25 protein-coding genes are annotated in these 25,312 nt (G+C 60.0%); 12 read left to right on the forward strand and 13 right to left on the reverse strand.

Annotated elements, in window-relative coordinates:
* Position 1: 1 nt before the first annotated feature.
* The gene (locus QP970_RS07835) at positions 2–958 is read left to right on the forward strand and encodes an NAD(P)H-quinone oxidoreductase (RefSeq protein WP_284772160.1); all 957 of its coding nucleotides are present in this window, start codon (positions 2–4) and stop codon (positions 956–958) included.
* A gap of 18 nt (positions 959–976) precedes the next feature.
* Here the strand turns inward: QP970_RS07835 and QP970_RS07840 are convergent, their stop codons facing one another.
* Positions 977–2,230, reverse strand: a complete 1,254-nt coding sequence (locus QP970_RS07840; RefSeq protein ID WP_284772158.1) for an aminotransferase class V-fold PLP-dependent enzyme — start codon at positions 2,228–2,230, stop codon at positions 977–979.
* Positions 2,231–2,443: 213 nt separating this feature from the next.
* Here QP970_RS07840 and wzm point away from each other — a divergent pair, with 213 nt between their 5' ends.
* Together wzm and wzt are read left to right on the forward strand one after the other, a co-directional pair.
* Positions 2,444–3,295 (forward strand): galactan export ABC transporter permease subunit Wzm/RfbD, encoded by an 852-nt coding sequence (wzm, locus tag QP970_RS07845; protein ID WP_051138399.1) that lies wholly within the window; start codon positions 2,444–2,446, stop codon positions 3,293–3,295.
* A gap of 55 nt (positions 3,296–3,350) precedes the next feature.
* Complete coding sequence (gene wzt / locus QP970_RS07850) at positions 3,351–4,151, forward strand: galactan export ABC transporter ATP-binding subunit Wzt/RfbE (protein WP_237792304.1); 801 nt, start codon at positions 3,351–3,353, stop codon at positions 4,149–4,151.
* 3 nt (positions 4,152–4,154) lie between these two features.
* On the opposite strand, the gene QP970_RS07855 is transcribed toward wzt, so the two are convergent.
* The gene (locus QP970_RS07855; RefSeq protein WP_284772157.1) at positions 4,155–4,820 is read right to left on the reverse strand and encodes a GNAT family N-acetyltransferase; all 666 of its coding nucleotides are present in this window, start codon (positions 4,818–4,820) and stop codon (positions 4,155–4,157) included.
* Positions 4,821–4,882: 62 nt separating this feature from the next.
* Here QP970_RS07855 and glfT1 point away from each other — a divergent pair, with 62 nt between their 5' ends.
* Complete coding sequence (glfT1, locus tag QP970_RS07860) at positions 4,883–5,800, forward strand: galactofuranosyltransferase GlfT1 (protein ID WP_284772156.1); 918 nt, start codon at positions 4,883–4,885, stop codon at positions 5,798–5,800.
* A gap of 24 nt (positions 5,801–5,824) precedes the next feature.
* Here glfT1 and QP970_RS07865 read toward each other — a convergent pair whose 3' ends face one another.
* From QP970_RS07865 to QP970_RS07875, 3 genes are read right to left on the reverse strand one after another with little or no spacing between them, the layout of a single operon-like run.
* Positions 5,825–6,265 (reverse strand): GtrA family protein, encoded by a 441-nt coding sequence (locus tag QP970_RS07865; RefSeq protein WP_005280656.1) that lies wholly within the window; start codon positions 6,263–6,265, stop codon positions 5,825–5,827.
* A gap of 11 nt (positions 6,266–6,276) precedes the next feature.
* On the reverse strand, positions 6,277–7,185 hold the full coding sequence (locus QP970_RS07870; RefSeq protein ID WP_284869844.1) for a plasmid pRiA4b ORF-3 family protein: 909 nt from the start codon (positions 7,183–7,185) through the stop codon (positions 6,277–6,279).
* Between the two features lie 9 nt (positions 7,186–7,194).
* Positions 7,195–7,659, reverse strand: a complete 465-nt coding sequence (locus QP970_RS07875; protein WP_284772154.1) for a hypothetical protein — start codon at positions 7,657–7,659, stop codon at positions 7,195–7,197.
* A gap of 34 nt (positions 7,660–7,693) precedes the next feature.
* Between QP970_RS07875 and QP970_RS07880 the strand changes: the two genes are divergently transcribed.
* From QP970_RS07880 to QP970_RS07900, 5 genes are all read left to right on the forward strand, one after another.
* Entirely contained in the window at positions 7,694–7,969 is a 276-nt protein-coding gene (locus QP970_RS07880) for a hypothetical protein (protein ID WP_284772153.1), read from the forward strand.
* A gap of 127 nt (positions 7,970–8,096) precedes the next feature.
* Complete coding sequence (gene dprE1, locus QP970_RS07885) at positions 8,097–9,512, forward strand: decaprenylphosphoryl-beta-D-ribose oxidase (protein WP_239269651.1); 1,416 nt, start codon at positions 8,097–8,099, stop codon at positions 9,510–9,512.
* A gap of 45 nt (positions 9,513–9,557) precedes the next feature.
* Positions 9,558–10,316: a decaprenylphospho-beta-D-erythro-pentofuranosid-2-ulose 2-reductase gene (gene dprE2 / locus QP970_RS07890; RefSeq protein WP_239269652.1), complete on the forward strand. Its 759-nt coding sequence runs from the start codon at positions 9,558–9,560 to the stop codon at positions 10,314–10,316.
* Positions 10,317–10,445: 129 nt separating this feature from the next.
* Positions 10,446–12,422, forward strand: coding sequence for a galactan 5-O-arabinofuranosyltransferase (locus QP970_RS07895; RefSeq protein WP_239269653.1), 1,977 nt, complete (start codon positions 10,446–10,448; stop codon positions 12,420–12,422).
* 75 nt (positions 12,423–12,497) lie between these two features.
* On the forward strand, positions 12,498–15,944 hold the full coding sequence (locus QP970_RS07900) for an arabinosyltransferase domain-containing protein (RefSeq protein WP_239269654.1): 3,447 nt from the start codon (positions 12,498–12,500) through the stop codon (positions 15,942–15,944).
* Positions 15,945–15,981: 37 nt separating this feature from the next.
* Here the strand turns inward: QP970_RS07900 and QP970_RS07905 are convergent, their stop codons facing one another.
* Complete coding sequence (locus QP970_RS07905; protein ID WP_239269655.1) at positions 15,982–16,860, reverse strand: alpha/beta hydrolase; 879 nt, start codon at positions 16,858–16,860, stop codon at positions 15,982–15,984.
* Positions 16,861–16,918: 58 nt separating this feature from the next.
* Entirely contained in the window at positions 16,919–18,853 is a 1,935-nt protein-coding gene (locus QP970_RS07910; protein ID WP_239269656.1) for a M13 family metallopeptidase, read from the reverse strand.
* A gap of 42 nt (positions 18,854–18,895) precedes the next feature.
* Here QP970_RS07910 and QP970_RS07915 point away from each other — a divergent pair, with 42 nt between their 5' ends.
* The 3 genes from QP970_RS07915 to QP970_RS07925 all read left to right on the forward strand — a co-directional run bounded on the left by QP970_RS07915 (position 18,896) and on the right by QP970_RS07925 (position 21,887).
* A complete protein-coding gene (locus QP970_RS07915; RefSeq protein ID WP_239269657.1) occupies positions 18,896–19,477 on the forward strand; it encodes a hypothetical protein in 582 nt (193 codons plus the stop codon).
* A complete protein-coding gene (locus tag QP970_RS07920) occupies positions 19,478–20,329 on the forward strand; it encodes a PrsW family intramembrane metalloprotease (RefSeq protein ID WP_239269658.1) in 852 nt (283 codons plus the stop codon).
* Between the two features lie 226 nt (positions 20,330–20,555).
* On the forward strand, positions 20,556–21,887 hold the full coding sequence (locus QP970_RS07925) for an SLC5/6 family protein (RefSeq protein ID WP_239302394.1): 1,332 nt from the start codon (positions 20,556–20,558) through the stop codon (positions 21,885–21,887).
* An 18-nt stretch (positions 21,888–21,905) separates the two neighbouring features.
* Here the strand turns inward: QP970_RS07925 and QP970_RS07930 are convergent, their stop codons facing one another.
* From QP970_RS07930 to QP970_RS07955, 6 genes are all read right to left on the reverse strand, one after another.
* Positions 21,906–22,754 (reverse strand): hypothetical protein, encoded by an 849-nt coding sequence (locus tag QP970_RS07930; protein WP_239269660.1) that lies wholly within the window; start codon positions 22,752–22,754, stop codon positions 21,906–21,908.
* Between the two features lie 72 nt (positions 22,755–22,826).
* Positions 22,827–23,135, reverse strand: a complete 309-nt coding sequence (locus QP970_RS07935; protein ID WP_239269661.1) for an MGMT family protein — start codon at positions 23,133–23,135, stop codon at positions 22,827–22,829.
* Between the two features lie 20 nt (positions 23,136–23,155).
* Positions 23,156–23,983: a VOC family protein gene (locus tag QP970_RS07940; protein ID WP_284772150.1), complete on the reverse strand. Its 828-nt coding sequence runs from the start codon at positions 23,981–23,983 to the stop codon at positions 23,156–23,158.
* On the reverse strand, positions 23,984–24,268 hold the full coding sequence (locus tag QP970_RS07945; protein ID WP_023016489.1) for an RNA-binding S4 domain-containing protein: 285 nt from the start codon (positions 24,266–24,268) through the stop codon (positions 23,984–23,986). It lies immediately after the preceding gene.
* 57 nt (positions 24,269–24,325) lie between these two features.
* A complete protein-coding gene (locus tag QP970_RS07950) occupies positions 24,326–24,655 on the reverse strand; it encodes a YbjQ family protein (protein WP_005276253.1) in 330 nt (109 codons plus the stop codon).
* Between the two features lie 9 nt (positions 24,656–24,664).
* Positions 24,665–25,312: a LysE family translocator gene (locus tag QP970_RS07955; RefSeq protein ID WP_005276251.1), complete on the reverse strand. Its 648-nt coding sequence runs from the start codon at positions 25,310–25,312 to the stop codon at positions 24,665–24,667.

Genomic DNA, 25,312 nt, shown 5'->3' on the forward strand with positions numbered 1-25,312 from the left:
GATGAAGGCAATCGTCCAAACCGATCCTGATACCCCACGGTCGCTAGAGCTACAGGACGTAGACGTTCCTGAGCTGCGTTCCGGCGAGGTACTGGTGAAGGTGAAGGCCGCGGGTGTCAACCGCGGCGATATTCTGCAGACGATGGGCGCGTACCCGCCGCCGCCAGGGGCATCGGACATCATTGGGCTGGAGGCCGCCGGCGTGATTGAGGATGCCGGCGATACGGACTGGGAAGCCGACACCGAGGTCGGATGCCTACTCGCAGGCGGCGGCTATGCGGAATACGTCGCCGTCCCGCAGGGCCAGCTGCTTCCGCTGCCCAAGGGATTTAGCCTGGAAGAAACCGCGGCCGTGGTTGAGGTCGGCTGCACCGTGTGGTCCAACCTGGGCATCGAAGCGGGCCTGCACGAGGGCCAGCGCGTGCTCATCCACGGCGGTGGCGGCGGCATCGGCACCTTTGCCATCCAGGTAGCCAAGGCGTTGGGCGCCGAGGTAGCTGTCACCGCCGGATCACAGGAAAAGCTAGACCGTTGCCGCGAGCTCGGCGCGGATATTCTCATCAACTACAAGGAGCAGGATTTCGTCGATAAGCTCAAGGGCAGCTGCGATGTCATCCTGGATATCATCGGCGCGAAGTACCTGGAAAAGAACATGAAGTGCCTGGCCAAGGACGGCAAGCTCATCATCATTGGCATGCAGGGCGGCACCAAGGCGGATATCAACCTGGCCCCCATGCTGCCGAAGCGCCTGACCATTCAGGGCACGACGCTGCGCGCGCGTGATTTGGACGATAAGGCGGAGATCGTCGCCGGCACCATCAAGAATGTGTGGCCCATGCTGGAAGATGGCCGCGTGAAGCACGCGCTGCACGGCACGTACCCGCTTGCCGATGCCGCCAAAGCCCACGCCGCCCTCGACAGCGGCGAGGTCACCGGCACGCTGGTGCTTACGGTGTAGTTTCCCAGCGCGCCTTCCTTAGGCGAGCGAGGCAACGACGCGCACGAGGTGCTCGATATCGTGGTGGGTATTAAACGGGCCCAATGCTACGGTGACGGCACCGCCGATTTCTTCCACGCCCATTTCCGTGAGCAGCGGCGTTTGTGGGGCCAGCGTGGTGACGAGCCCATTATCAAAGAGGCGCTTGTACACCGTCTCCGCGGGCACGCCCTGGACCGCAAAGGTAAGGCGCGGCAAGCGATTATCGGATGCGCCCGCTGCCGCCTCGCCGGTAACACCCAGGATGTGTACGGCGGGAAGCGTGCTCAAAAATGAGTACAGATCCGCGCGCAAGTCCTCGAGGTAGGCGCTCAAGGCGGTCATGGACTTATTAAGCCGCACCCGGCGCGATCCCTTATCCCCACCGGCCAGGGCCGCGAGGTGATCTACCAGTGGGCCCACTCCGCCGGCTAAGCCGGAGGAGACGGGGGTTTCTAGCTTGCGGCCGTCTTCCTTGGAATAGATGGGATTTAGGGCATCCAGGCGGCGGAGCATGCGCGTATCGCGGAAGACCAAGGCAGCCATTTGCGGCCCGCCCAGCAGCCCGATGTCGATGCCCACGATATCCGCGCCCAGCTCATCGAAGCGGATGGGGCGGTAGGGCGCGATTGCGGAGACATCGAGAAGCGTCCAGGCACGCGAACGCCCCCGCACCGTGTCAATGATCTCCTCAGCTGGGGATACCGTGCCCAAAAGCTCATGCGCGGCGGAAAAGGAAACGAGCCTTGTAGAGCCATCGACAAGCTCTGCGAACTGGAATCCCGGCAATTCGCCGGTGCCAAGGTCCGGCTGCGCCCAGCGGATATCGGCGCGCACGTCAGAAAAAGCGGAATACAGCGTGGGAGGATCCAGCTTGGACAGCACCACCGAGGAATTGCTGCCCAATAGTGGGCGTGCCGCACGCGACAGGGATTGGTACAGCACGGGCAGGGATGGGCCAAGGACCACACGGTCTGCCTTGGAAGCGGTGAGATCCGCAATGGCCATGCGCGCTGCTGCATAGTTGCCATCGCCTGCCAACCGGCCCGGCTCGGGCGCGGCCGAGTGGGCGCCGCCTGGTCCCTCTTGCGTCGCTACCGCCGTCGCCATCCGGAAAGACCGGGCAACGCCGGAGGTCACGCGCTCCGAAATTTGGGGCACCGCGTGCGCATTGAGGTATGTCCAGCCATCAGATAGTCCGGTGTACAAACCTCGCGCACTAAAGACGTCATAGTGTGCCGAAGCTGCTGGCATTAGGTCCCCTTCTTCATCGCACTGAACAACTGCCACCACGTGGCGGTCGATTCCCTACTGTATACGCGTTTGCTCTCAGTTTCCCAAATCTGAATTTTCCCTGGGCATCACTGTTTTCCCAGGCTAGCGGCGTGTAGTTCCCGTTTGCCCAGCACGCGCGCTAGGGTGTTGGGCGTGCAAGATAACAATCAACTGCGCGCTGATATCGCCCGCATGACCTCCCAGCCAGAAGGCGAGGCTATCCCAGCGTCCCAGTCCATGACCCTCAAAGCTGCTTTCGCAGACCTTATGCGGGGTGCACAGCAGCGTGAGCTGTGGTTCAAGCTGGGCCTGCAAGATATCAAGCAGCGCTACCGCCGCTCCGTCCTCGGCCCATTCTGGATCACCATCGCCACCGGTGTGATGGCGCTTGCCTTGGGCCTCTTGTATTCCATGCTTTTTCAGATTCCCGTCGCGGAATTCCTTCCCCACGTCACCGTGGGCCTTATTATGTGGACCTTTATTTCGGGCTGCATTAAGGAAGGGTCCACGGTCTTTATTGATAATGAGGGACTGATTAAGCAGCTTCCCGCCCCGCTTTCGGTGCACGTGTACCGGCTGGTGTGGCGCCAAACCCTGTTTTTGGGCCATAACCTCATCATCTGGCTCTTGCTAATCATGATCTTCCCGCGCAACTTGGGCTGGGAATTCTTCCTCTTTATCCCCGGGCTACTGCTCCTGCTCATTAACGGCGTGTGGGTCACCATGTTCTTTGGCATCATCGCCACGCGCTTCCGCGATGTCGCCCCGCTGCTTGATGCCCTGACGCAGCTACTGTTCTACGTCACCCCAATCGTCTGGATGACCAATACGCTCAAGGACCAAGGCGGTGCGGTGGCGGACCGCGCCCGCATCGCGGAAATCAACCCGCTGTATCACTACTTGGAAATCGTGCGCGCCCCAATGATTGGTGAGCCCGTTGCCGCCTACCACTGGTGGATCGTCATCGGCTGCACCGCAATCGGCTTGTTCATCGCTGGGCTAGTCATGCGCAAGTGGCGCTTCCGCGTGAGCTACTGGGTATAGCTTCCCTTCCTTTACTCCCACCCCACCATGAGGCTCGTTGAAAGGATAAAAACTGATGGTCTCAATTGATACGTATAACGCGTGCGTGGACTTTCCCATCTTTGATGCCAAATCCCGCTCCCTAAAAAAGGCCATGCTTTCTACCGCGGGTGGTGCCATTGGGAAAAATGACCACAACACCGTGGTGGTTGAGGCGCTGCGAGATATTAACCTGCACCTGCGGGAAGGCGATCGCGTCGGGCTCGTTGGCCACAATGGCGCCGGCAAGTCCACGCTGTTGCGCCTGCTCTCCGGTATCTACGAGCCCACGCGCGGTACCGCCGATGTCCGCGGGCGCGTCGCCCCCGTCTTTGACTTGGGCGTGGGCATGGACCCGGAGGTATCCGGCTACGACAACATCATCATCCGCGGGCTTTTTTTGGGCCAATCCATCAAGCAGATGAAGAAAAAGATGGATGAAATCGCGGAGTTCTCCGAGCTGGGCGATTACTTGTCCATGCCCCTGCGCACCTACTCCACCGGTATGCGCGTGCGCCTAGCACTTGGCGTGGTGACCTCCATTGAGCCGGAAATCCTGCTGCTGGATGAGGGCATCGGCGCCGTCGACGCAGCCTTTATGGCCAAGGCCCGCGTGCGCCTGCAAGAGCTGGTCAAGCGCTCCGGCATCTTGGTCTTTGCCTCCCACTCCAATGACTTTTTGGCGCAGCTGTGCAATACCGCGCTGTGGATCGACCACGGCGAAATCCGCTCCGTGGGCGAGGTATCTGAAGTCGTGGGCCAGTACGAGGGCCCAGAAGTAGGCGAATACGTCCGCGATCTGCGCCAGCGCTTTGAGGGCGAAGAGGCGGCTGGGTAGAAGCTAGCGCAGCATCCCCAGCAGCTGCTGGCTCAGCCCGGAAACCTCCACGTGCAGGTCATCCGGGCGCTTGTAATTGGGGGCCTCCACGCGCGCAGTCACGTGCCGCTGCGGACTATTCTCCGGCCCCGCCTTTTCTTCTCCTTCAGAAACCACCTGGTAGCCCAGCTTCTGGCTCACCCGCGCCGAGGCCTCATTCTGTGCCACCCAGCTCGTGGTCATCGCCTGCGCGCCTAGGTAATCCAGCCCAAAGGCCACTACCGCGTGCCGGATGAGCGTGCCCACACCCTGGCCTTGGAACCGGTGAAAGACCCAGGAGCCCGTCGCAATTTCTCGCGTTGCAGCAAAGTCCTCCGCCCGCGCATCGATGGTGCCCAGGATTTCTCCCGAATCTGCGTCGCGCACGATGAAATCCAAGGACCATTTCTCTGGGCGCAGCTGCGCCCGGTTGCTCCACCGGAACTGGGCCGCCGCTGACGGAGTATTCATCCTGGGATTAAAGAGCCACGGAAAGGCGTAATCCGGAATGTCTGCGCCGTAGATATCCTCTGCCGCCACACCGGCGATTGCCGCAATATCCTCATCGCGCATTACGCGCAACTCCACGCCAGGGTGGGTTGTATTGCCCGCGCGTATCGTCAGCCCGAACGGTGGCCACATGCTTTCCATAGGCAGTCAGCTTAGCCCACGCGGAGTGTTTATCCGCGGCAGATCCATTCCCCGGTGGCAAGATGGAACGCATGACTGCCACCCTTGATTCCACCGGTACCACCGCTGCCGTCATTGTCACCCACCAGCGCGCGGACTTGCTGCGTGCCTCGCTCGAAAAGGTAGTCAACCAAACCCACCCCGTGCAGTGGGTCATCGTAGTGGATAATGGCGCCGAGGATGCGGTCCGTGACGCGGTGGAATCCCTGGCAGGCGATCGCGCGGTCTACGTGCCGTCCAAGACCAACCTAGGTGGTGCGGGCGGATTCGCCCTCGGTTTCCTTACCGCGCTATCACTCGGCGCCGACGCCGTGTGGTGCGCCGATGATGATGGCCGCCCCGCCGATTACGGCGTATTAGAAGAGCTCTACCGCGTGGCAGGGAATAATAACCTGCACGAGGTCTCACCTGCCGTGTGCAATATCGACGATCCCGGCAGCTTGGCCTTCCCGCTGCGCCAAGGGCTGGTGTGGCGCCGCCGCATGGAGGAACTCGAGGGAGACTTCCTGCCCGGCATCGCTTCTTTGTTTAATGGCGCTCTGATTTCCGCCGCGGCGATGCAGACCATTGGCGTTCCGGATTATCGCCTCTTCATCCGCGGCGATGAGGTGGAATACCACCGCCGCCTGGTCAATTCCGGGCTGTCTTTCGGCACCGCCTTGACCACCAGCTACCTGCACCCGGACGGTTCGGATGAGTTCAAGCCCATCCTGGGCGGCAAGATGCATACCCAGTACCCGGAAGGCGAGTTCAAGCGCTTTTTTACCTACCGCAACCGCGGCTACCTGCTGTGGCAGCGCGGCATGCGCAAGCTTTTGCCCCAGGAATTTGCTCGCTTTGGCTGGTTCTTCTTGGTCCAACGCCACGATCCGGCCGGCTTCCTGGAGTGGCTCAGGCTGCACAACCGCGGGCGCCGCGAGGATTTCCGCCGCCCCCGGTAATCGCTCCTAAGGCGTGCCGCTGGCCTATTTTTCCTTAAAGATAAAGACCCGCTGGATGGCAAAGTTGGTCACCGTCGCCACGCCTTGGGCAATGACGAAGGCGATGGTGTCTTTCACCGCGCCCTCAAAGCCTAGGGAAATCAGCGGCTCATTGAGTACCCAGTACAAGAAATTCTGCACGGCAAAGGTGGATACGTATAACACGCCCACCGTTGCGGCCGTGCGTCCGGACACCTTTGTGCCAAAGGTCCAGCGCGCATTGGCCAGATAGGCAGCGATGGTGCCAAAGACCCAACCAATCGCCTTCGCCCCAGAGCGGTGCAGACCTAAGTGGGTCAATAGCAGCGTCAACCCATAGTCAATGACGGCGGCAAAAACACCCACCGCAATAAATCGCACCAGCTGCTGCTTCAAAGAGCTGGAGGGGCGCTTTACTTCTGCAGCATCTTCAAGTGGATTAGTCACAGGCAGTTAGCTTACCCGCGCAGCAGCGCTCGGTACATGTCTAGGCGGTACACCGGCGCGGCGGCGTCCTTGCCGTAGGCACCAATCTGGGATAGCTGGTGCAAGGAGGCATCGCACAGCGCGCGAATCTCCGCACCTTTCAAGGTGTTGCCATCATCGTTGACCCAGCCCAAGGCATCCATGGTGGTTTCCACCACGGAATCGGTCAGCTCGTCACCGCCCATGCAGGATAGCGCCAAGGCCATGGACCAAAAGGCATCTTTTCCCTCATTGGTGACTTCACGCGGCAGGCTAGCCAGCGCCTCAGCCGTGGCCGCCGGCAGATCACTTCCGCGGTTTAAGTCCATGGCCTGTAAGAGCGGAACAAAGTCATAGAGCTTGGTGCGCTCGATGAGCGCCCTTACCTGGGGTTTAACCTGTGCCAGAACTTCATCGGTGATTTTTTCACCGGTCAATTCCCGGTTCACCGCAGTAAGTTCAAAGGGCGCGAAGAGGTTGCCCGAGCCGCCCACGCACAGCGCGCTGGGGGTGCCATTATCGCGGGGATAGATTTCTGCGACCACCAGCTCAAAGTCCCAGAGGCCCCACACAAAATCGATCTGGTCGCCCTCGCGCCAAAGGAATTCGGAGGCTTGACGCTCTGGGTCAAGGCGCGGGCCGCGGGCATCACTGTGCTCGTAAAAGTGCCACGGGGAGTTTTCATCCGGCAGACCAAAGCAGATGTGTAGTACTTTCTGCAGCTCATGTAAGGTAAGCGCATCGCTAAAGCCGATTTGACGGTGGACTTCCCCATCCGCACGGATATTGGAGGCTTGGCAGATGACGGTGAGCGGTTCCCGCTTTAGCGACAGCAGCGGGTCGGCACGGCGAGCCCGCGCCTGTGCAGTATCGGTGACCCCTGCATTCATGGGCCCCACCATACGCAAATTTTAAGAAGCCAGTTTTTCTATATCGCGCGCTTCGAGCTCGCTGATGATAAACGTCGCCGCCGCGCCAATTGCTCCCAACAGCGTCCACGGGCGCTTAACGCCGCGCTTGCGCAGGAAAGACACCACCTTGCGGGATACGGCTACATCGGCCCACAAAGCAAGGCCCACCAAGATGAGCACCGCCGCCAAAATAGCCCAAAGTTTCAGGCCCTTATCCGCAAATTCCTGCGGTGAGCGCGGTTCATCGCCGTCCTCTTCGGCCTGGGCGTTGGTATAGGCCACCAATGCGCCAAAACCAATCGTGGACAAAACGTAGGCGGTAATAAGGCCCTTTGTGGATTTAATCCAGTCCGGGTAAGAGGTGACGATGCCCTGTGCGGCCGCTTGGGTGATGCGACCGGCCAAGGTGTCATCGAGGGCGTAATTATCGCGGGATTCTTCTGCTGCTTCGCGGTTGTTTGTCATAGCGACCACTCTAAGCGGCGGTAAGCTATTGCGCATGTACTCGGAAAAGACAGAGCATATGACACCCGCCCAGCAAGCCGCTCAGGATGAGCGGGCCGAGGACGATAAGCGCAACGGGCATTTTGAGGCAACAGAGCACACCAATCTGCCGCTTAGCCCCTTTATGACGCGCCTGATGGCAGAGGAAATGCCGATTTTGGATTCTACTTCGCGCCGCCGCGTGTACGAGATTTTGGACAGCTATGAAGGGCCCACCATTGAGTCCCAAGCGGACCTGCCGGAAGAAATCCGCGAGATCATGGATCTCTAAAGCGCCGCATTCGGGGCAGTCTGTGTGCCCCAAGCTGTTTTAAATATCACGAACGTCACTCCAGCCACCGCACTATGAGCTAGGTAGGCTGGTACATCGATACAATCCGTCGAGCAAAGAGTAAGAGATGGAACTACATACCACCGAAAAGTCCCTGCACGGCTGGGGCCGCACCGCCCCCACGACCGCCCATGTGCTGTCCACGGAAGACGTGGACGTCATCAAGAATGCAGTGGCACAGGTCGCGGACGATAACTCGGACAAGCCCGCCCACCTGCGCCGCGGCGTCATCGCGCGCGGCATGGGACGCTCCTATGGTGACCCCGCCCAAAATGGCGGCGGCCTGGTCATCGACATGCAAAAGCTGAACAAGATCCACTCCATTGACCCGGAGTCCGCGCTTGTTGATGTCGATGGTGGCGTCACCCTTGACCAGCTCATGAAGGCCGCGCTGCCCTATGGCCTGTGGGTTCCGGTCCTGCCGGGCACCCGCCAGGTCACCATCGGCGGCGCCATCGGCCCCGATATCCACGGCAAGAACCACCACTCCGCCGGTTCCTTTGGCAACCACGTGGTCTCCATCGAGCTGCTGGTTGCTGATGGCCGCGTTCTCCACCTCACCCCAGAGGGCAGCGAGGATGACCCGAGCGGTGACCTCTTCTGGGCCACCATCGGCGGCATGGGCCTTACCGGCATCATCCTGCGCGCTACCATCCGCATGACCAAGACGGAGACCGCCTACTTCATCGCGGATACGGATCGCACCGATAACCTGGAAGAAACCATTGCCTTCCACTCGGATGGTTCGGAGCACAACTACACGTATTCCTCCGCCTGGTTCGATGTCATCTCCCCAGAGCCGAAGCTGGGCCGCTCCACCATTTCCCGCGGCTCCCTGGCCACCTTGGCGCAGCTCGAGGAATTGGCCCCCAAGCTGGCGAAGGATCCGCTCAAGTTCAACGCTCCGCAGCTGATGACCGTGCCGGATATCTTCCCGTCTTGGACGCTGAATAAGCTCAGCCTGTCCGCTGTGGGCTTGGCCTACTACACCATGGGCGCGCCGGCGAAGAACCAGGTAAAGAACTTGACGCAGTTCTACCAGCCGCTCGATCTCATTGGCGAGTGGAACCGCGGCTACGGTTCCAAGGGCTTTTTGCAGTACCAGTTCGTCGTTCCCACGGAGGCCGTGGAGCCATTCAAGGAGATCATCCGCGATATCCAGCGCTCCGGCCACTACTCCGCGCTGAACGTATTCAAGCTCTTCGGCGAAGGAAACCGCGCGCCGCTGTCGTACCCGATGCCTGGCTGGAACGTCTGCGTGGACTTCCCCATCCGCCCGGGCTTGGGCGAGCTTCTCGATGACCTGGATCGCCGCGTCATGGAGTTTGGCGGCCGCCTGTACTTGGCAAAGGAATCGCGCACCTCTGCCGAGAACTTCCACCAGATGTACCCGGGCCTAGAAGGCTGGCTCAAGACCCGCAATGACATCGACCCCACCGGGGTCTTTGCCTCCGATATGTCCCGCCGCCTCGAGCTGCACTAATCACTGGACTCATCACCACCCCTCATGAAGGAGATTTTTTAAACCATGCTTAATGCAGTAGGCCAAGCCCAGCACATCCTGCTTTTGGGCGGTACCTCTGAAATCGGCCTCGGCGTCGTCGCCGAATTCCTCGAGCGCGGACCCGCCAAGGTCACCCTGGCCGCCCGCGCCCAGTCCCCGCGCATCGAGAAGGCACAGGCTGACCTGGAGGCCCGCGGCGCGGAAGTCGAGGTCGTGGACTTTGATGCCACCGACTTTGACTCGCACCCGGCGGTCATCGATAAGACTTGGGAGCGCGGCGATGTCGATATCGCCATCGTGGCCTTTGGCACCCTAGGTGACCAGGAAGAGCTGTGGCAAAACCACGACAAGGCCGTGGCTTCTGCCCAGACCAACTACACCGCGCCCGTCTCCGTCGGCGTGCTGTTGGGTGAAAAGTTCAGGCACCAGGGCCACGGCACCATCGTGGCGATGTCCTCGGTGGCCGGCATGCGCGTGCGCCGCTCCAACTTTGTCTACGGTGCTTCCAAGGCCGGCGTGGATGGCTTCTACATCAACTTGGATGAAGCACTGCGCGGCTCTGGCGCCAACGTGCTCGTCGTCCGCCCGGGCCAGGTTCGCACCAAGATGTCCGCTGAGGCCGGCGATGCCCCGCTGACCGTCAATGTCTCTGACGTGGCCAAGGCCACCGTGCAGGCGGTACTGGATGGCAAGCAGTCCATCTACGTCCACCCGCTGTTCAAGTACGTATCGCTGGCATTCAAGTTCATCCCGCAGCCCATCTTCCGCAAGCTGCCGTTCTAACCAGTTCCTGCGCGCAGGGTATGCCGGGCTCCTCAAGGCCCGCGGCCCTGCGCGCTTTGCTAGTTAATAAGCCAGCTCACACCGCGCCTAATCCCAGAAGAGTGATTAAGGTATGCGAAACTAAAGGGCATGACAAGCCCAGCTACGCCTTCCCAAGCAGTTCCCGTGAGCGAGGAGAAACGCACCACCGCCTACCACGCCGATGCCATGTCGCACCGCAGCACCCTGCTGGGCATTATTTTCGCAGCGCTGGGCGGCGGGGCAATTACGCTTTTCGGCTGGTATGCCTTCAAAACCGTCTCCCTGCCCTCCTTTAATACCTCCATGGTCACCCGCGCGCTGTGTACGGTCGGCGTGATCTTGACGTTGGCCTTGGCAGGTGGCTTTAGCGCGTGGTGGCTCTATGACCACTACAAGGAGAATTTCTCTCGCCCGCGCTGGCGCACGTGGGTGACCTACGCCATCACGTATCTCTCCCCCGCCTTATTGACCCTTGCCACCGTGGGCCTGCCGCTGTCTGCCTCGCGCTTATGGCTCGATGGCGTGCAGGTGGACCAGGCATTCCGCACCCAGTTCCTTACCCGGTCAGTAGATCAAATGGGCTATGCGGACATGAACTACCTAGACATGCCCACGTTTTACCCGCTGGGCTGGTTCTGGCTAGGCGGACGGCTCGGCTCCATATTGGGTATTCCCGGCTGGGAGGTTTATCAGCCGTGGGGCCTGATTTCCATCGCGGTTGCAGGCTGTATCCTCGTTCCCATTTGGCAACACCTCACTAAATCCCTGCCGGTGGGAACAGCTATTGCGCTTACCACCACCGCCATTACCTTGACCATCGCGGCGGAAGAGCCTTATTCCGCGGTCATCGCCATGGGCATGCCCGCCATCGCGGTGTTAAGCGCGCGCGCATTCAAAGGATCGTCGTTGTCTACCGCCGCGGTCGCTATCTACCTCGGAATCTCCGCTACCTTCTATACCTTGTTCACCGGCGCGGCAGCGCTGACCGTGGTCAGTCTGATCGCCGTTTTCACCGCGCTGTACGACCGGGCGTGGCGACCCATCGTGCGCCTAGTCATCATCGCGGTGGGATCGCTGGCCATCGCAGCCATCGCTTGGGCCCCATACCTCTGGCAGGTTCTGCATTCGACCGCACCCCTGCAAGCCACCGCGCAGCACTACTTGCCGGAAGAAGGCACGCAAATTCCGGTGCCGTTCCTTTCCTTGAGCATCGTGGGATTCCTCTGTCTTGCCGGTCTAATCTTTATTATCATCCGGTTGCGAGATGCGGAAGTCCGCGCGCTGGGGTTGTCCATCATAGGCATTTATGTATGGACGGTGCTGTCCATGGTGATGACCTTGGTCGGCACCACCCTACTGAGCTTCCGCCTTGAGGTCATCGTGGTGCTGTTGTTCGCGACGGCGGGTATCCTTGCCCTTGCGGAAGTCCGCACAGCCGGTATTCACCGCCTGTACCCCGCTAGTTTCTCCCACACGGCCAATAAGCGGATTACGGCGGTTTTTGGCATTTTCCTCGCCTTGGCTGGAGTCCATTATGCCCAGCAGATTCCCGAGGCAAACGAAGATGCCATCGACCACGCCTACAGTGATACCGATGGTTACGGCGAGCGCGCGGATCGCTTTACCAGCGATTCCGCTCATTATTATCTGGATATCCACAACTTCATCCAGGATCAGGGCTATACGGCCAACGAAACGGTAGTCCTCACGGATGAAAAAACCTTCATGGCTTACTACCCATACTGGGGCTTTAACGCCTTTACCAGCCACTATGCAAATCCCCTCGGGGAATTCAAACACCGCAATGACCAGATTGAAGCCTGGGCGGATGAGTCATGGGACTCTACTCCTGCAGAGTTCCAAAAATCCCTCGATTCCGCACCGTGGCGCGGGCCGGATGCCATCATCTTCCGCGGCGACCTCGACAATAAAGATGATGGGTTCAAGGTGCACTTGGCTGAGGATATCTATCCTAACCAGCCAAATATTCGCTACCGCGCAGTCTTCTTCAACCCCGAGGTCTTTGCGGAAGGCTGGGAGCTGGAGCAAACGGGTCCATTCGTAACGGCGGTGCGAACCAAGTAAGTTCACCCACACTTCCCCGGGGTTATCGGGGCGTGCACACGGGAACTTGGGCCAGACTGACGTACACTAATCGCCGTGTCAGATAGCCTTAAAACGAAATCGAAAGAAGCACGCCCCTCCGGGCTAAGTATCGCCACAGCCCCTGCCGGGTTGCGCTGGACCGCGATCATCGCCGGGTTAATTGGTTTCCTGTGTTTTATAGCCACCCCGCTATTGCCAGTGAACCAAACCCAGTCTTCCTTTGATTGGCCGCAGAATGATTCGCTGCAATCTATCAATGCACCACTTATCTCCGTGGCGCCGGAAAACTTGGAGGCCACCATCCCCATGTCCGCGGTGGATGAGCTCCGCGATGGCCAAAACATGGTCTACAGCACCGTCCCACCCGAGTCCAAGAAGGCATCGAACCGCGGCCTATTTGTCCGTTCCGGCGATGACGGCTTGTCTGTGGTCTCGCTCGATGAGGTCCTACTGACCTTAAGCGCTAAAGAAGTAGCGCAGCTTTCCGATGACGCCCAGCTGCACATCTCCGCCACCGGTGACGGCACCACCGTCAGCGTCGGCAAACACAAAAAGACCACCGAAGATGACCTGCGCCCGCAGGTCACCGGTGTGTATACCGAGCTTAAAGATGATGCCAATGTGCAGAACTTGGTCGATGACGGGCTGAATATCCACGTCGATATCAACTCGCGGTTTACTTCTTCTCCCTCGCTGATTAAGTCCATCGCGATGTGGCTCGGCGTCGCTATGGTGATTGTCTCGCTGTTCTGCCTGTGGCGCATTGACCGCCTTGATGGGCAAAAGTTGCGCTTCATGCCAGAAACGTGGAAGAAGATTCGCCCCCTCGATGGCGTCGTCGCCGCCGTCTTGGGCCTCTGGTACATCTTCGGTGCCAATACCTCTGACGATGGCTTCATCTTCTCTATGAGCCGCGTCTTCGATAACGCCACGTACATGGCCAACTACTACCGGTGGTACGGCGTGCCCGAGGCACCATTCGGCTCACCGTACTATGACCTCGTCGCGCTACTATCGCAGATTTCCACGGCGTCGGTCTTCGTCCGCCTGCCCGGACTAATTTCGGGGCTCATTATCTGGTTCATTCTTTCGCGGGAAATGCTGCCGCGCTTTGGGGACATCGTCGATGCCCGCCGCGTCAGCCACTGGACCGCCGCACTAATGTTCCTAGCCTTCTGGCTGCCGTATAACAACGGCACCCGCCCAGAACCGATCGTGGCCCTAGGCGTGATGGTGACGTGGGCATCCTTTGAGCGCGCCATTGCCACCCACCGGTTGCTGCCGGCAGCCGTAGGCACCATCGCTGCCACGATTACGCTCGCCGCCGGCCCCACTGGCCTTTTTGCGGTTGGTGTATTCCTCGTGAGCCTGCCGCACCTTTTCCGTGCGATGGCCGCGCGCGTGCCCGCCATGGGCGGTGGCGCTACCGGTTGGCTTAGCTTGGTTGCCCCATTTTTGGCTTCCGGCACTGCCATCATCGTCGCTGCCTTTGGAGATCAGACCTTGGCCAGCGTCGCTGAATCCACCCGGGTGCGCTCGGAGGTCGGCCCGTCGCTGCCGTGGTATGCCGAATACGCCCGTTATTCCACGCTCTTCCAAGAATCCGTGGATGGTTCGCTGACCCGCCGCTTCGCCGTACTCACCATGCTGTTTTGCTTGGTGCTCATCCTGGCTGCGTTTATCAAGGACCGCCGCGTTATTGGTGCCGCAGTCGGCCCCACCCAGCGTCTGCTCATCATCGTGGCGCTGTCGATGTTCTTCCTCATGTTCACCCCGACCAAGTGGACGCACCACTTTGGTATCTATGCCGGTGTCGCCGGGGTGATCGCTGCGCTGGCTGCCGTAGTGCTATCCAGGTTTGCGTTGCGCTCCCCGCGCGCCCGCACCTTTAGCATCGCCGCGGTGCTCTTCTTGCTCTCCATCTCCTTCGCGGGTTGGAATGCTTGGTGGTACGTATCCTCCTTCGGCATCCCATGGTGGGACCGCACGGTGCAGTTCAAGGGTATTGAGGCCAACTCGATCCTGCTCGCCATCTCCTTGGTCGTCCTCGCGGTCGGCGTGGTGCAATCCTTGCGCCACAGCCATCACAAATTGCAGGCCCAAGAGGAAGGCACGGAAAAAGAATTCAAGCAAGAAGCCGCCGCGAAGGTATCGCGCTCGGCCGGCATCATGTCCGCGCCCATCGCGGTAGCCTGCGCCATTGTGGTGGCTTTTTCGATGGCTTCTTTTGCCAAGGCCACCGTCGCCCAGGCGGATTCCTACTCAGTGGGCAAGGGCAACCTAGCATCCTTGCGCGGTGATACCTGCTCGCTAGCCAATGAAACCTTGGTAGAAACCAATACCAATGACTCCTTCCTCACCCCGGTGGATGGGGACTTGGGCGATTCCTTGGTAGACAAGGATGAAACCAGCAACGGATTCGGGCCGAATAATATCCCCGAATCCATCGAGCCTGAGGATCAGGATTCTGCTTCTGTGGGTGCCATTGGAGATAGCTCCCAAGATTCCGACTCCACCAGCCAAGACGATGCCACCGCTGGGACGGATAAGGAATCGGGCGGGGATTCTTCTGATGATTCGCAGGAGACCCGCCGCGCTGGGAAGAAGGCTTCAGAAAGCACCGATACGTCTGAAGGCGGTGTCCGCGGCACGAAGGGCGTCAATGGCTCGACCATGCACCTGCCCTTCAACTTGGACTACACCAGCGTGCCAGTCTTGGGCTCCTACACCGAAAGCCAAGAGTCGCTGTCCCAGGTAACCACGAAGTGGTATCACCTGCCGGAGACTACGGAAAATACCCCGGTTCTGGCTGTCAGCGCCGCGGGCAAGATTTATCACCACGATGTCAATGATGTGGAACAAGAGGGCATGGAGCTCACCTTGGAATACGGCACCATTGATGAGGATGGCAAGGTCACCGATAAGGGAGAAAAAGAGCTTTCCGATGTCGGCGCCACCCCCAAGTGGCGCAACCTGCGCCTGCCCATGGATGAATTGCCGGAAGAAGCCAATGTCGTGCGCCTAGTGGCCGAGGACGATTCCACCGATGAAGATGACTGGCTAGCCTTCACCCCGCCGCGCGTGCCGGAACTAGACAGCATCAATAACCAGTTCCCTGCGGAAAAGCCCGCGCTCTTGGACTGGGCGGTGGCTCTGCAGTTCCCCTGCCAGCGCACCTTTGACCACTACGCCGGCGTAACCGAGATTCCGGAGTATCGCATCCTCCCAGATGCGGCGGCGCAAACCTCCCTGACGGATTTCCAATCCTTCTCCGGCGGCGGTGCCATGTCCACTGCGGAAGCGGTGAACTACTCCTACGAAATCCCGAGCTACCTCAATAACGATTGGGCGCGCGACTGGGGCGCCATTGAAAAGTACGAATTGCGTACCGATTCACAGGGCAATACCCCGGCCAAGGCAGAGATCGATTATGAGGACGTTACTCGTTCTGGACTGTGGAAAGAGTCCGAGATGAAGATCCGGCCAGAGGGCGAGCAATAGCGACCGCCCCTAGCTGTGCAGCCAGCCGCAGCCGGTTTTATTGCGTCAGCTCACCGCGCAAAAATTCGGCTGCATCCTGCACCCGCTGGCGCGCCACGGCCGGGGTGGACACGCGGTGGGTCGAGACATAATCGCGCTCTTTAGCTTGGGGAATGTGGACACGATCGGCTATCTCATCCTCGGTCGCGGTCTGCACGAAGGTCTCAGGGAATTGTTTAGGCAGCTCATAGCCCACGCGGTAGTCCTCCGGCAGGTTGGCTAGGGCGCCGAAGTCGGGGAAGGTGAGCAAGAGGGCATCGGCAGGCGCGAGCGCTGCCAATGCACCGCCGGAAGAATATCCCCACGTGGTGACGTGGGAGGCGCCCTGCTCGCGGGCATAATCAATGGCGCGGTTGACCGCCGCGACCATGTCTTTGACCGTATGCTCCGGCGCGAGCGGATAATCCACGTCAATGATCGTGGTGCCGGAAAGCTGCGCGGCGGCGGCAACCTCGGGGCGCCACTGCATTTCCAGCGCCTTCCCATCGCCGCGCCACCAGCCGCCGGAGTGCAACGATACCGCCCACCGGCCAGTGGGCTCAGAGGGGCGAAAAATGGCGCCGACCTCGGCGGAGTCTACGGTAATGCCGTCCGTAAACGCCGTACCCGGAAGCGCATGATTAACGCCGGTGCCCAACACCATCATGGCGGCGTGGGTGATGCGGTCTGGCAGTAGGGCGCAATACTGGTCCGCCTCCGGCGAGCCACCGCCGACCCAAGGCGGGCGGAAATCCGGCGCCTCATAATGGGCGTCGATATAAGAAACCAGCTGCTCTAGCTGTTCTTCCTCGCTCATCTGGCGGTCTTGCCCGCCGATGCGCCATTGTTGGCCGGGCTCTAGCGGCCGGTGCGGATCTTTATCGTGTGCATCAGTCATATTTCCGAGCCTACGCGTGCACATGATGCGCACAAGGCAGGCTCGGGGAAGAACTAATTTACCAGATGGTGACGCGGTCCGCCGGGGCCAGGTACATCGGGGAGTCTTTGTCTACGTCGAAGGCCTCGTAGAATTCGGCGATATTCGCGGCGATGAGGTTGCAGCGGAACTCCGCGGGCGAGTGCGGATCAATGGCCAGGTACTGGGTCGCCATCTCCGGGCGGATGGCCGTGCGCCAGACGCGGGCCCAGGACAAGAAGAAGCGCTGCAGACCGTTGTAGGTGTGCTCGGCCAATTCCGGCTCGGCGCCGTCGACCACAAATTCTTCTTCTTGGCCCAGCAGGTCAATGCCCTTATCGGCGCAGTAATTCTTGTAGGCCACCACGGAAATGCCCAGTCCGCCTAGGTCACCAATGTTTTCACCCAAGGTGAATTTGCCGTTGACGCCGGAAGATTCGGTGCCAGCATCCTTTAGCACCGTAGGCACCTGGCCATCGAATTGCTCCACCAGCTTTGCCGTGAGCGCCTCAAAGTCCGCGCGGTCTTCATCGGACCACCAGGAGTTCAGGTTGCCCTGGCCATCGAATTGCGAGCCCTGGTCATCAAAGCCATGGCCGATTTCGTGCCCGATGACAGAACCAATGGCGCCGAAGTTCTCAGCGGCATCCGCATCCGGGTTATAGAACGGCGGGCGCAGGATGGCGGCCGGGAAGGTGATGTCATTGACCACCGGGTTATAGAAGGCGTTGACGGTCTGCGGGGTGGTGACCCACTCGTCGCGGTTGGCGGGCTTGCCAATCTTTGTCAGTTCATAGTCGTGGGAAAAGGCGGACCCGGCGCGGGCATTGGCAATCAGTTCCGCGCCCTGGTCAGAAATCTCCAGCCCGGAGTAGTCGCGCCAGGTATCGGGGAAACCAATCTTGGCCTTGAACTGGGAAAGCTTTTCTAGGGCGCGCTCGCGGGTCTGCGGGGTCATCCACTCCAGCTGGGAAATGCGCTCGCGGTAGGCAGCGATGAGATAATCCACCAGCTCATCCATCTCGCGCTTGGAGGATTCTGGGAAGTGCGCGTCCACGAACTCCTTGCCAATTTCCTCTCCTACCAGGCTTTCTGCCAGGCCCACCGCGCGCTTCCAGCGGTCGCGCTGCTGGGTCGCACCAGAGAGCCGGGTGCCGTAGAACTCGAAGTTCTTTGCGCCTACTTCTTCCGGCAAGAGGGCCGCGCGGGAGCGCAGGATGTGCCAGGTGGCCCACAGCTGCCAATCAGCCATGCGGTCAGCGGTAAAGAGCTTTTCCAGGTGCTCCAGGTAGGACGGCATCATATTGACCACGCGGTGCTCCGGCAGCTTTCCGCCGGCGAGCAAGGCTTGGGTGATGGAGGGCAGCTCAGAAAACTCGCACGGGTTATTGGTCTTTACCGCATCGCGGGTAGAAACCACGTCCCAGTGGCCCGCCGCCAGTTCTTTTTCCAAACCGACGATGCGCTCGGCGGCAACTTCGGTGCCGAGGCCAAATAGGCGGGTGGGCTCGATAAAGCCCAGCATCTCCGCCACGTGCTTCTCGTAGGCGGTCAGCGTTTCCGCGTGCGCTTCCTCGCGGTAGTAGGCCTCATCCGGCAGGCCTAGCCCGGATTGCACGATATAGGCAACGGCCTCTTCCGAGCCGGAGTCCTTTTCCACCCAGAACGTCGCCGGCGCCCCCACGCCCTCGCGCTCGAGCTCGCCCAAGCGGTGCGCCAATTCCGTGGGATCGGCGGCGCTCAAGCGGTCAAGGTCCGCATCCAATGGAGCCATGCCGGCATTGTTGACGCCCGCGGTATCCATGAAGGATGCATACAGCTTGCCGGGGCGAGCATCGTTGTCTTTGACGATGTCATGAACCAGTTCTTCTGCTTCATCGCGCAGCGCGTGGAAGGTGCCATCCACACCGCGATCATCTGGGACAACGTGATTTTCTACCCAAGGTCCGTTGACTAATTGATAAAGATCTTTCATGGTTGCCACTGTAGGCCAAACCTTCCAGTTAAGGTATGGACTATGGAAAAATTCCGCTTTCCACCAGCCCGGCCGCGCGTCCTCTTTATCGCCGTCCTTGCCTTCGTGACGGTGGTCCTCGCCTTGCCCGCCATCGTCCACGCGGTGCTACCGCCGCACCCCGCCGATGTGGAGCAAGTAACCCTGTCTGATCCCAGCCAGGACTGGGATATTACCGTGCCTGATCTGTACTGCGAGCGCGACTATACTTCGCTGGCTAGCGTTGGCTGGACCTGCGGTGACACCTCCGTGCAGGCGGTCATCGTGGAAGATACCGACGACGATGAACACACCCTGCGCCGCATGGTCCGGGCCTATGGCATGGCCCCAGGTCTTCCCGAGGGCGAGGTCTACGAAGGTAAAAATGGCGCCCTCGCGCTTGCCGATGCCCCCTCCTCCACCGCCGCCATCTCCATCAACGGCACCGGTGCGGACGAAAATAAGGACTGGGTGGTCACCGTCACCGGGGAATCCGCCGCAACGCGCACGACCACTCAACGCCTCTGGAAGGCCTTCGGGCAAGACGAACTACCAGAAGAAGTCACCGCTGATATCGAGGAGTTTTCTGGAAAGGCCTTGGTTTAAATGTCTAAGCTCTTTCGCACCGCGCTGTGGATTTTCTCCGGTCTGGGCCTTATCGGTTTTATCTCCCAGACGGTCATCACCCTATTGATCTCACCGCTGATGGGCATTATCAGCATCCTCATCGCGGCGATCCTCGTCGCGGTAGTCATCGCGCTATTGCGCCTGAGCCCTATGTGGGCGCGCCCGGCGCGCGTATGGGCACCGCTTGCCTTTTTATGGGGCTCCGGCATGGCCATTAGCTTGGCATCTATGAGCTCCCCGGCGGTCATGCAGCTCGCCATCAATTCAGGCTGGATCGATTCCTTCATGTCCTGGAGCGGCGCCTATCCCGAAGAGATTTCCAAGGCCACGGGCGTTTTATTCGTCCTGATGTCCTTCCGCCAACTCAACCGCCCCTGGCACGGGTGGATGGTCGGCGCCGTCATCGGCCTTGGATTTGAAGCCAACGAAAACATCCTTTACGGCTCCATGGGCGCTACCACCCACCCGGATAGCGATTTCACCGGGCTCATACAGATGTGGGGCCTGCGCCTTATCGCCGGCCCTGGCCTGCACGTTTTGCTCACGGCGCTGGCCGGTTGGGGCATCGGCTGGGCCCTCTACGCTGCCGCCAAGCCGCTCTGGTGGCGCATCAGCGTGGCACTCGGCTGCCTCGCGGTATCCTTCCTCCTCCACTTTGGTTGGAATTACCTGCACGATTCCGATATCGCGGCCGTTATCCAGGCCCTTGCCGTAGCTATTATCTTGTACCCGCTGAGCGTCTGGCTCATCCTGCGCGGCAATAAATACGCACACGACGATGACAGCTACAGCCACAGCACCGCAGAGGAGGCGCTATCCTTCACCCGCTAACCCCAAGCCGTGCTTGTTTCTCCCAAAATGTCCAAACCAACCGCATTCCGCCAAAACTTCTCCAGCTTTCAGAGAAACGCGGTTGCTTTAGACGCTCGAGCCTTCCGTAGATCCCCCCCGGCCGCAAAAATCTGTGGTTTAAGGCACATGCGGGTAGTGACTTTCGCTACACTCTCTACAAGGCGCTTTTGCCACCTATCCTCCACTTTAAGGACTGAGGACCTTCATGAATGCCCCAACCCACGAGTCCCGCACGGATGACAGCACGGAAAGTACCGAGGGGGCAGCTCCGACAAATTCCGCAGAGGAAGCCAACCGGCAGAAGGCGGTGGGCTCCGCCCTGTCTTGGGTCATCGCGCTTTTTGGCACCGGTGTTGGTGCCGGCATCCTCTTCTTGCCGCTCAACGCCGGCGCCTTCGGATTTTGGCCGCTCGTCTTCGCCACCGTGTTCATCTTCCCGCTGGTGTATTTTTCCCACCGGACCTACGCCCGCATAGTCAGCGGCGCACCACAAGAACAACACGGGAAAGACGTCCTAGAGCTGGTGCGCTACTACCTTGGCCGCAATAGCGGCCTTTTCATCGCCGTCTTGTATTGGCTGGCCATCGTGCCAACAGTGCTCATTTATGGCATCAGCATTACCAATGTGGTCGATAGCTTCATCGTCAACCAGCTCGGCGGGCCGAGCATCAACAGGTGGATACTATCCATTGCCTGCGTAGGCGTCATGACGGGCCTTTTTGCCATCGGCCGCCGCCCCATGCTGTGGCTGGCCCAGATGCTGGTCTACCCGCTCATCGTCGCCTTGGCGGCAACCTCCATTTATTTGATCCCCAAGTGGGATTTCGAAAGCTTCCTCAACGTTGAATACGAAGGCGGTATCTGGGGAATCCTTAAGGGCATCCTGCTTATTCTTCCGGTGCTGGTCTTTTCCTTTTCCCACATGGCCGCGCTATCGCAATTCTCCGTAGACGTGCAGCCGGCCTACGGCAAAAAGACGGAGAAGTTCGTCTCCCGCGTGGAGCTCTATACCGCCGCAATGCTCGTGGTATTTACCATGTTCTTCGTCTGGTCCTGCGTCCTCGCGCTCGGAGCGGACGGATTGAAGGAGGCAGCCGATCAAAACATCCCGGTGCTGTCTTATTTCGCCAACGTCACGGGCACGCCGTTCATTGGTTATATGGCACCGCTAATTACCATGTGCGCGATCATCTCTTCCTACTTCGGGCACATGCTTGGTTCCGAGGAAGGCACCGAGTACCTCCTGCGCATTGCCGTTCCCCGCATGGCCAATAAGCTTTCGCGCCGCGCGCTGCTCAACATCATTTATGTCATCGTATTCGTGGCAACGGCCCTCGTGGCCGTCTTCAACCCCTCCATCATGGACATGATTTCAGTGGTTGGCGGCATCTTCGTGGCATTCTTGGTCTATCTGGTGCCGGTCTACATGTTTAAAAAGGTCGATGACTATTCCCAGTTCAAAAACGACATCTGGAATTACTTCGTCTTTTGCATGGGACTTGTCATCATGGCCGTGACCGTCTGGAACCTGATCTAACGGCCAGTCCCTCGGCGCTTATTGGCACACCCGCACTTGGCTTACCTGCGCCAGGGCTTGATTAGCGTTCGCGCACGCTTGGCGCTCAAGATCGGCCGCGGTGCGGGTGGCATCGCGAAGCGCCTGCTGCGCAGGTTCTGGCAGGTTGAGGTCGTTTTCGATGCGCGCGCCGATGGCCTCACTGGACCCGCCGACCGGCGCATTGTCGATGCCGCGCATGACATCCGCGGTATGGGTCTGCGCATCGCCATACGTATTGGCGGCTACGGTAAACCCATGCCCGGTAGATACGGAGGCGTGGATGGTGCGGTCATCGGACCAACCGAATTTGGTGCCCCATACTCCGGGAATGTGGTCGGTGCCGAAATCCTGGCGGTACCCATCCGCAGCCACGGGAGCAGCAGTGGCCATTCCCGCAAAAATGGGTGCTGCGATGGGGTCGTGCTGGATCTCCGCGGTAAACCGCGCGATATCTTCGGTCGAGGTCTGCGTGGTTCCCCAGTAGCCGGTGTAGTGAGTTTCACTCAGCCCGAATTCTTGGATGATGCTGGGAATGGCCTGCGGGTAGCGGCGGTCCAGGTCGCTGGCCACATTATCGTCGCTATAGCGAATCATATTTTCCACTTGGGCCTTATCGGCGGCAGAACCATACTTGAGCACCCAATATCCCAGGTAGAGCTTGCTCAAGGATAGCGCCGGGCGGGACTCGTGACTATTGGCAGTCGAGACGGTGGCGCCGGAATCGTGCCTAACGGTGATCTGCGTACGATCAGGCACTGATTGGGGATCGAGGCTGACCGCTTGGGCAGCGGGAATGGTCACGAAGGAAAGTGCGGTAACGAGAGAACCAATAGCTAATTTTTTCATAACGCATATAGCGTAGCCGTGGATGTACATCGCCGCAGGCTATAAATGCAAAAAGTTTCCCTATTGTACTATCTATCGCAGCAATACTTCTAGGTCCCGCGCATCCATGCCGTGCTTATGCATGGCGACGCGCCCGTGGGAGTGCTCGATGCCCTCGCGGTTCCAGTATTCTTCCGCGCGAACGGGATCGTGGGAGGCACCATTGGCGCGGACCACGCGCCACCAGGCGGCGTTACCGCCGTGCCTATTCATCACGGTGCCGACATTGCGGGCCCCGCACCCGGCGAGTTTTGCCACCTCCCCGTAGGAGGACACATTGCCGGGCGGGATAACGGCCACGATGGCTAGCACGCGCTGTGCCAAATCAGAGGAGCCTGTCATCAACGCCTCTCTCCCCGCGCTTAGTCCCTGGTGGGGTTGAGCACGTCGTCGGATTCGGTGGGCTCATCCTCGGGGGCGTCTTCGACCTCAGTCAGGGTGACGGTCGCGCCGGTGGAATCCGCGAGCAGGCACATGCGCCCGAAGGGGGAATCCCACGGCTCGCGGATGATTTCACCGCCGAGCTCTACCGCTTTCTTGGCGGCTTCATCGATATCGCGCACCCCTAGGTAGGTCTGCCAGAAGCTCGGCACCTGGGGTGGGAACTGGCCTTCAGCATTCCACAGGCCCGCGAACGGGGCGCCGTCTTCTTCCACGGTGGCGTAAATGAAATTCTCGTCCTCAGACTCCATGGCGCGAATCTCCCAGTTGAATAGCTCGCCATAAAAGTCCATGGCCTGCTGGAATCGCGTCGTGGCGGTCAGCTCGTGCCATACCGGGGTGCCGGGTTCGCCACCGGCGACGAAGTGCTCTGGGCCAGAGGGCTGGATGAGGCCGAACATGCCACCGGCGGCATCGGCAAGCAGGGCCATGTGGCCCAGCTGCACGGGCTGGGGGGCGGCGAGGATCCTCCCGCCGAGGTTCTCCGTGCGCTGGCAATCGCCGTCGATGTCTTTGGAGAGGAAGTAGGTCACCCAGGTATCCGGCGTGGGGGCTTCCTCCGGCTGCGGGATGAGGCCGGCGATGGGCAGGCCCTGCAGGCGCGCCATCTGATAGGGGTTGTCCTCCTGGGTCTCGGCCGAAATTTCCCAGCCCAAGACCTGCTCATAAAAGTGGGCGGACTTGCGCGGATCCGAGGTGGTCAGATCGATCCAGTAGGGCATGCCTACTTCGGCTTCAAATGCGGGCATTTATAGATTCCTCCACTTTTCCGGATCAAAGTCATCGTCTGCGGTGGCTTCATCAAAATAGTCATCATCATCGTCGGGCTCGCCCACGCGCGCGCAGGTGCCTTCGATGCACACCTCATCGCCAATCTGCAGCGTAGCGCCGCGGCGGGTCTCGGTGTCACCGTTGACCGTGACCGCGCCTTCTGCGATAAGTTCCTTGGCTTCACCACCGGTTCCGACCAAGCTGGCCAGTTTAATAAACTGGCCCAATTTGATGGACTCGCCAGAAATTGCAACCTCAAGCACGCCGCCCAGCTTACCCAGAGCCCGTTGCCGCGCGGCTATGGGTGGGGGTGGACAGGCTTAGTCACGCGCGCGCAGGGAGACCGCCGTGCCCGTGGCGGTGACCAACAGCATGTCATTATTGGTGCCCATTGGGGAATAGTCGAAGGCGATGCCCACCACGCCATCAGCACCCAATTCCTGGCCGCGGCGCCACAATTCATCCAGCGCCGCCTCGCGGGCCTTGATGGCTTCGCTTTCATAGCCTGAGGCGCGTCCACCGGTAATATTGCGTATCGATGCCCCAAAGTCTTTGAGCATATTGATGCCGGTAACGGTCTCACCAGCGATGATGCGCAGGTATTTGGTGATTTCATAACCGTCGACGGTATTTGTGGTAGTAAAAATCATAAGTTCAGCCTACATCGCAATAAGCCCACGGATGCCTTCAAAGAGGATAACCACGCCGAGGAGCAGGAAGACGATGCCACTGACGATGTCCACCCACGCCGAGTTCTTGGCCATCCACTTCGATACCGCGCGCGTGCTCAAGCCGACGCCGACGAAGAGCACCAAGCTTTCCAGCACCAGTACCGCGGCGACGACGACGTTTCCGCCCACGCCCATTCCTGGGTCGATGAAATTGGCAAAGATGGCGCCAAAAAAGATGACCACCTTGGGGTTGGAAAGATCGCAGACCAACCCCATGCGGTAGGCCGTCTTTGCCTTAATAATTCCGTCCGGGGTAAACCCTCGCGGTTGGGGTGCCTGCTTTTCCGTGCCCACGACGGTGGCGGGTGCGCGCCGTTCCCGCAGGCCGGAGGAAATCGCGCTATAGGCCATCCACAGCAGATAGCTGCCGCCGAGGACCTGCAGGAGCACCAGGATGCCCTCATGCGTAGAGATCAATGCCGAAAGCCCGGCGAGCGAAGCGATGGTCCACAGGGCAAGGCCCGTCGTGCTGCCAATGGCCACCCACACCGCCGCGCGGGTGGACCGCGCACCCAGGCGGATAATCTGCACCACATCCGGCCCCGGCGAAGCCATGGCCGCGAACCATACGCCCAT

Origin of the sequence: Corynebacterium sp. MSK073, assembly GCF_030232085.1 — a bacterium.
GTDB lineage: Bacteria > Actinomycetota > Actinomycetes > Mycobacteriales > Mycobacteriaceae > Corynebacterium.